Consider the following 6,372-nt stretch of genomic DNA (forward strand, 5'->3'; position numbering starts at 1 on the left):
CGATATTTAGGTGTTCTATAGGGGTGAGCTGCTTATTTAGCAATAAAAAAGGGTGTGTTGAAAAATGTCATTCCCGCCCCTGCCTGCGCAGGGGTAAACTCCGGCGGGAATCCAGAACTACCTGAAATCACTGGATCCCTGCCTCCGCAGGGATGACAGAAAGCACCTTTTTCAACAAGCCCTTAAGCTTTAGGCGCGTTGTTTTCGCAAGGCAACTAACGAACCTAGCCCAAGGAGTAAGATAAGCCCTGAGCCTGCGGCTGAGCGGGCGGGGACTGTGCTGTTGGGGGTTAGGCTACACTTAGCACCTTCGATGAATAAGTTCTCACCGCTGCTGGTACTTGGGTTGGAAGCAGTGTCGGTACTAGCACTGGGCTCATTGGAACTGGGCGTTGGAGTTGGCAGAGGTGGTACCGTCGGAGTAGGTGTAGGCGTTGGTGAAGGTGACACCGTCGGAGTGGGTGTAGGTGTTGGTGAAGGTGACACCGTCGGAGTGGGTGTAGGTGTTGGTGAAGGTGGCACCGTTGGAGTAGGTGCAGGTGTTGGTGAAGGTGGCACCGTCGGAGTGGGTGCAGGTGTTGGTGAAGGTGGCACCGTTGGAGCAGGAGTAGGTGTTGGTGAAGGTGGCACCGTTGGAGTAGGCGTAGGCGTAGGCGTAGGTGAAGGTGGTACCGTCGGAGTGGGTGTAGGTGTTGGTGAAGGTGGCACCGTCGGAGTAGGTGTAGGTGTTGGTGAAGGTGGCACCGTCGGAGTGGGTGTAGGTGTTGGTGAAGGTGGTACCGTCGGAGTGGGTGTAGGTGTTGGTGAAGGTGGTACCGTCGGAGTAGGTGTAGGCGTTGGTTCTACACATGCACCCTCATAGTCAAATTCGTGATTTTGTAAATGGCTAGCGGCACCTTGTGGACTCAAGGTCAAGGTCTGACATTGGTCAGGCCCGTTATTATTGCCAGGTGCGTTAGGGTCTTCACAGTGACAAATCGTAACTTTTGGCTCGCTAGTGGCAGGGCAACTAGCTGCATCCCCAAAACTAAACGGCCCTGAGTCTTCATCCACAAAAGACCATACCAAGGCAGGGCCTGATACGCCGTCTACAATGGTAAACGAGAAATATTGATCCGTATCGCGAGACAAGGGGTGATAGACTCCATCTAGTAAGGCCATGCTGGTAAAATTGCGATTGGAGGGTAGTGGATTTTCTTCTACCTTGGTAACGCTGTCGAGGTCAGAAAGTTCAATGATTAAAACATTGCCGTTGGTTCTTACATAAACAATCTGATCATCATCGTTGATAACCAAGTCTCCGCCGGAAAAATAATTCTCGGTGTAATTTTTCAATAAGGTCCCAGCACCCGTAGTAAGATCGAGGGTGTAGAGGTCGTCATTTTGATCATTGATAGCATAGAGAGTACCATCAGGGCCAAAGGCCAGCGAATTAACGCTGCCGGGGATACCTGTAAAACCAATCAATTCATAAGATTCACCCGGGAGTAATTTAACGAGTTTGGTTTTATTATTGATGATGAGCAAACCATAAAGATTGCCATCGGCATCGGCAGCAAGGGAAGCAGCAAAGACATTGTGATAATGAGTGCTTTCGGTAGCTTCACCCGTTGTGACATCGACAGAATAAAGGATAGCGGGATCATTGCCCACATCGTTGGCGTTGTTCTCAGTATCGAAATGCCATAATTTATCCTCACAAGCCTCATTTTCAATTTCTATTTCTTCTACAAAGTAAGTGAAAATAACGTCATCATAGTCGGCATCGGCCGGACTATCCCAGGGGAGATCTTCGAACCCAACAATGATTTGATCATTAGAACCACCTACGGTTTGGGCAACTCGGCGAATGCCATCACTGTTAAGTGAAGCAACACTATAATAGGTAATATCAGGGTTGCCATCGGGATGGATAAAAAAACCAATGTGAGTCCCGCCTGGGAAACTGCCGATATTGGCAGAGTCGCCCGTTGCAAGCACGCCAAAATCTACATCGGAGAAAATAATTTCTTGGGTAATGATTTCGTCTGGGGTGATGATCGTGTCACCGTTGGTATCATCATAGGTAAAATAACCGAAGCTATTGTGGTAGCCTGCTGTTTCATCGACAAAAGTGACCACAACTTCAGAGTCAGTAGCGAGATCAATATTGGGGTTTTTGCTTGGGTCGATAAAACTAGCGGGTACCGGCACGCCGTCGGAGAATTGATCATCTACATCTTGCAGATAAGCTTCTTCTAAATCGATATGGAAATAATCAATGGCAAAGGCCGAAGCGGGTAAAAGGGTTAAAATTGAAAAAAGGGGAATAAATAACACCTTGATGGATTGCATGACACATCCTCCTTGTTGACGAAAAATTAAATTTTGAAAGGTCCAGGCTTTTAATGAGGTTGGACTAAAGTTTAAACCCTTCATGAACCACTTCGAAAAAAATTACAATCAATAAATTGAAAAATCTTATTTTTTTTTCAACAAGAGGGGCCGGGTCTTGAGGTAGAACTTCAAGAGGATAAGCGGCGTAGTGGGCCTGATTTAACTGCTTGTATTGTTTGATAAAATTTTCGTATAGAGTTTCGGAGTTTTCTGGTCATGACTTTAGTGGGTAGAAGATACTGACTTTGGTCAACTATTTTTGATTTTCTTATGCTATTTTTTTCAAAATTTTGGCACTGGAAAATGGAAAATCGAAAATAGAGGAAAAATTTTCTTACGAAAATTTTTGGAGAGGTGGCCGAGTGGCCGAAGGCGCCTGACTCGAAATCAGGTATCCGCGCAAGCGGATCGTGGGTTCGACTCCCACCCTCTCCGCAGTTCCGCGTTTCATAATTGCTCTTACTCTGCGTTGGGAACAGAATTTAGTCTCCGACGTACATCAAAGTACGCCTCCGACAAAATTCTGCTCCCGCCTTGATTAAGAGCAATTCTGAAACGCTATTGAACACATATTTGGGCCGATATTTATGAAGGTATTAATTATCGATGATGAAGTAGAGCTTGTGCGTTTGACTGAAAAATGGATTCGGTCAAAGGGCTATGAAGTTTATAGTTATTTTGAGGGCAAAGGCGCCATTGACCATATCCGAGAAGTTTGCCCCGATGCAATTTTGCTAGATCTTCTTTTGCCCGATATTTCGGGAATTGAGATTTTTTATACTTTAAAAGCCGATCCCGAATTAAGCAAGATCCCCGTATTATTTTTCACCTCTTATAATGTTAAGGAGTGGCCCGAGTTGACCAACCTGTGGCCCGAAGGTATTATTAATAAGCCCTATGATCCTAAATATCTGCTTAGTGAACTTGAGCGCGTGCTTGCGAATCCAGAGGAATCCAAACCTTAAAAACCGACCCTTTGCCAGGTTCGCTGGTTAAAGCAATTTTGCCTTTGTGTTCTTGCACGATTAATCGGGTAACCGCTAGGCCTACCCCCGAGCCGCCAGTTTTCCAAATGCCTCGGCTTAAAGATTGGCCAAACATTTCAAAAATCTTTTCATGATCTTGGGTAGGAATGCCCACCCCTGTGTCTTCAATTTCTAATTTTACCATGTCATTTTCTTGCACCATTCTTGCTGTAATCGTGCCATGTTCCGTGAACTTGATGGCATTGTTTAACAAGTTCAACAGCACTTGTTTGATTTTATCCGCATCACAGTTAACGATGAGGGATGTTAGTGGGAACTCTCGAATCAAATGAAGATTTTTTTGCATAATCTCAGGTTCTACACTGTGGCAAATTTCTTCAAAAACCTCATTGAGGTTGGTGTCTTCATAAAACATTTCCATTTTGCCCGCTTCAAGCCTTGAATAGTCGAGTACATTACTAATGAGCCTAGCCAAGCGATCAATATTGCGTTTGGCGATCGTGAGGGTTTCATGTTGCGAGGTATTAATGGGCCCTTCAATTTCTTCGAGCATAATGTCGATCCCAGATTTCATAGCCGAAAGTGGGGTGCGAAGTTCATGCGACACCATCGAAATGAAGGCCGATTTCATTTGATTGGCATATCTCAATTCTTCGTTGGCCTTTTTAAAACGTTCTTCACTTTGTTTTAATTGTTGGGTGCGTTCTTGAACCCGAAGGTCTAATTCATCTTTGGCTTGTTGTAGCTCGTGTTGAGTGGTTTCGACGGCTTTTTTAGCTAACAAAGTATCTTCTACTAAATTAAGCGCTGCACGGCGTGAAGCGATGAGTTGTTCGGTTTGTTTTTGCAGGGCTTGAGTTCGGTGTTGCACTTTTTCTTCTAGGGCCTTTTGGGTGGAAACGAGTTCTTGTGTCATGTCTTTAATTGCCAAGGCTAGTTTTCCAATTTCATCTTTCCGGCCGCTTTGGATTAATAGCATGGGTTGGACAAAATCAGGGTGTTGTTCTCTTACCTTACTCGTTAAAAAGCTGAGTTCGAGCAGAGGTTTTAAAAGTTGTTGGCGAAGAAAGAGATTGCTTATAAAAAGAATCAACAGAATAACCCCGCCCAAGATCCAAATTTTGTTTTTTATTTTGTTCACTTCTCTTAAAAAGTATTCTTCATTCATTTTGGCGGCAAAGATCCAAGGTGTGGCCGTAATATTCTTGGTAGCTATAAAATTTGCAGAGGCATTGGTTTGGCCTAAAAATTTTACAAATTCACCTTTTTGTTGGGAAGACAGGGAAGTGGGGGCAAGAAAAGTTAGCGCATTTTGTCTTTCATCGCGCCAAATTAAGGCAACGCTTGCATGATTGCCCAGGGCACTAATCTCAGCTAAAATTTTCAAAAGGTTTTCTACCCCACTTTCAATCACCAAAACCCCCGCAGGTTGACCGTTCTGTAAAATAGGCCCGGCCAGGTAAAGACGCGGAGTAAGATTAGCCTCTTCTGACATCAAAAAATAGACCGTTTGTTCCTTGGCTAGTGTCAGATATTTCCAAAGCGGGTAAGATTTTCCTTCTGAATTAAAATCAGTGGAGACAATAATTTTCCCCTTAAAATCAAGTACACTCATTTTTTTTAAATCAGATTGCCCCTTTAAAGCCTCTTGCAAGCTCGTGCGGAGCGAAGGTTTGAGATAAGAATTGCCAACTCTAAGATTAAGCAAACCTCGGCTAAGGGAAGGCCTGCTGGCAAAAGACCGAAATAGATGCAAGTTGCTACGGAGATATTCAGAGATACCATGACTCGTTAAAGAAGTGATTTTGTTCAGACGCTCAAAGGTTTTTTGAGTAATGGTGTTTTTGAAATTTTGATAATAAAAATAGGAGGTGAGTGCAAAAGGGATTAGCACAAAAGAAGATAAAACCAAGGAAAGTTTTAACCGCAGATTCATGTGATACAACCTTTTAGCGCCGTTCGTTATTCGTAAACTTTGTAAGGTTCGGGGTGGCCTAATTGTTGAGATAATTGGTTAATTTCTTTTTTCAGTTCAACAATCCTTTCTTCACGCCCCACTACGGCTTCGTTAAATCGTTCTAATTCTTGATTAGCAATAGCCAGCTCAGAGGCCTTTTTTTGACTTTCAATAGCTAAGTTTTGGAGTTTGCGGTTGGTGGTTTCTAGTTCACGTGGGGCGGGCAGCTGCAAGATAGTGGGCAGATAAGACAATAAGACTGTGGCGGTTAAGATAGACACAAGGGCAGTGAAGGCCTTTACCAAACCTTCAATGCGATAAGCCCCACTCCAGGTGGTCCAAACATCCATGATATGGGTGGTACCACAGGCAAAGATGAAGATTGCAAACAGAACAAATATTTTTCGAAAGGGCATATCTTTACGAATTAAGACAAACCAGGCAAGGGTGAAGGGAATTGAATAATAGGCTAGAGTAATGAGAATATCCGAGCTAACGTGAAGCCACAAAATTTCGGGTTTCCAAAAATAACAGTGGCCGTGAGGCATGAATTCGAATTGAGTTAGATTTTTAAAAAATTCGAGCATAAGGCAGGCCTCCCTCCAGAAAAAACTGGGTCATTCTCGGCCTGAGGTGAGCAAAGGTCAAGAGAGTATTTTAAGGAAGTATAATGTCTCAGTTTTTAGTAGAGAGAGCTTGGATCATTTCGTCAGCCGCGCTTCCGCAGCGACCCTAATGGAATTAGCAGGCATGGAAGCCTTCCGCGTTCCCCATCATGGGTCCCTGCCTTCGCAGGGATGACATGGGCCGCGGTTTTCCATGCCTGCTAATTCTCATTGGGGGCCCCGCTGCTCCAGCGATGGCTTCCTCAATGATCCAAGCTCTCTCTACTAAAAACTGAGACATTATTTATTAAGGGCACCTCTAAAAACCCTCTTTTCCCCTCTCCCTCGAGGGGAGAGGGCCAGGGAGAGGGTGAGAAGCGCCGAGATGGCGTAAAACAAGTTATTTATTCTGGACTATTTTCAAAGATAAAAAAGGCTTACAAGTATT

The 6,372-nt window shown here is 44.3% G+C and carries 4 protein-coding genes and 1 tRNA gene; 2 read left to right on the forward strand and 3 right to left on the reverse strand.

The window, feature by feature from the left end; all coding sequences use genetic code 11:
• Window positions 1-189: 189 nt before the first annotated feature.
• Window positions 190-2,334, reverse strand: a complete 2,145-nt coding sequence (locus HYU97_09840) for a DUF4114 domain-containing protein (GenBank protein MBI2337043.1) — start codon at window positions 2,332-2,334, stop codon at window positions 190-192.
• Between the two features lie 390 nt (window positions 2,335-2,724).
• On the opposite strand from HYU97_09840, the gene HYU97_09845 reads away from it, so the two are divergent.
• Together HYU97_09845 and HYU97_09850 are read left to right on the forward strand one after the other, a co-directional pair.
• Window positions 2,725-2,811 (forward strand) — tRNA-Ser (locus HYU97_09845).
• A gap of 152 nt (window positions 2,812-2,963) precedes the next feature.
• Entirely contained in the window at window positions 2,964-3,341 is a 378-nt protein-coding gene (locus HYU97_09850; GenBank protein MBI2337044.1) for a response regulator, read from the forward strand.
• Here the strand turns inward: HYU97_09850 and HYU97_09855 are convergent.
• Both HYU97_09855 and HYU97_09860 read right to left on the reverse strand, forming a co-directional pair.
• A complete protein-coding gene (locus HYU97_09855; GenBank protein ID MBI2337045.1) occupies window positions 3,292-5,298 on the reverse strand; it encodes a hypothetical protein in 2,007 nt (668 codons plus the stop codon). The genes HYU97_09850 and HYU97_09855 overlap by 50 nt on opposite strands.
• A gap of 26 nt (window positions 5,299-5,324) precedes the next feature.
• Window positions 5,325-5,906: a hypothetical protein gene (locus HYU97_09860; protein MBI2337046.1), complete on the reverse strand. Its 582-nt coding sequence runs from the start codon at window positions 5,904-5,906 to the stop codon at window positions 5,325-5,327.
• Window positions 5,907-6,372: the final 466 nt, after the last annotated feature.

Source organism: Deltaproteobacteria bacterium (genome assembly GCA_016183235.1).
GTDB lineage: Bacteria > UBA10199 > UBA10199 > DSSB01 > JACPFA01 > JACPFA01.

Coding starts and splice junctions, on each gene's coding strand:
- HYU97_09850 (MBI2337044.1), top strand. CDS start 2,964: ATGAAGGTATTAATTATCGATGATGAAGTAGAGCTTGTGCGTTTGACT.
- HYU97_09855 (MBI2337045.1), bottom strand. CDS start 5,298: ATGAATCTGCGGTTAAAACTTTCCTTGGTTTTATCTTCTTTTGTGCTA.
- HYU97_09860 (MBI2337046.1), bottom strand. CDS start 5,906: ATGCTCGAATTTTTTAAAAATCTAACTCAATTCGAATTCATGCCTCAC.
- HYU97_09840 (MBI2337043.1), bottom strand. CDS start 2,334: ATGCAATCCATCAAGGTGTTATTTATTCCCCTTTTTTCAATTTTAACC.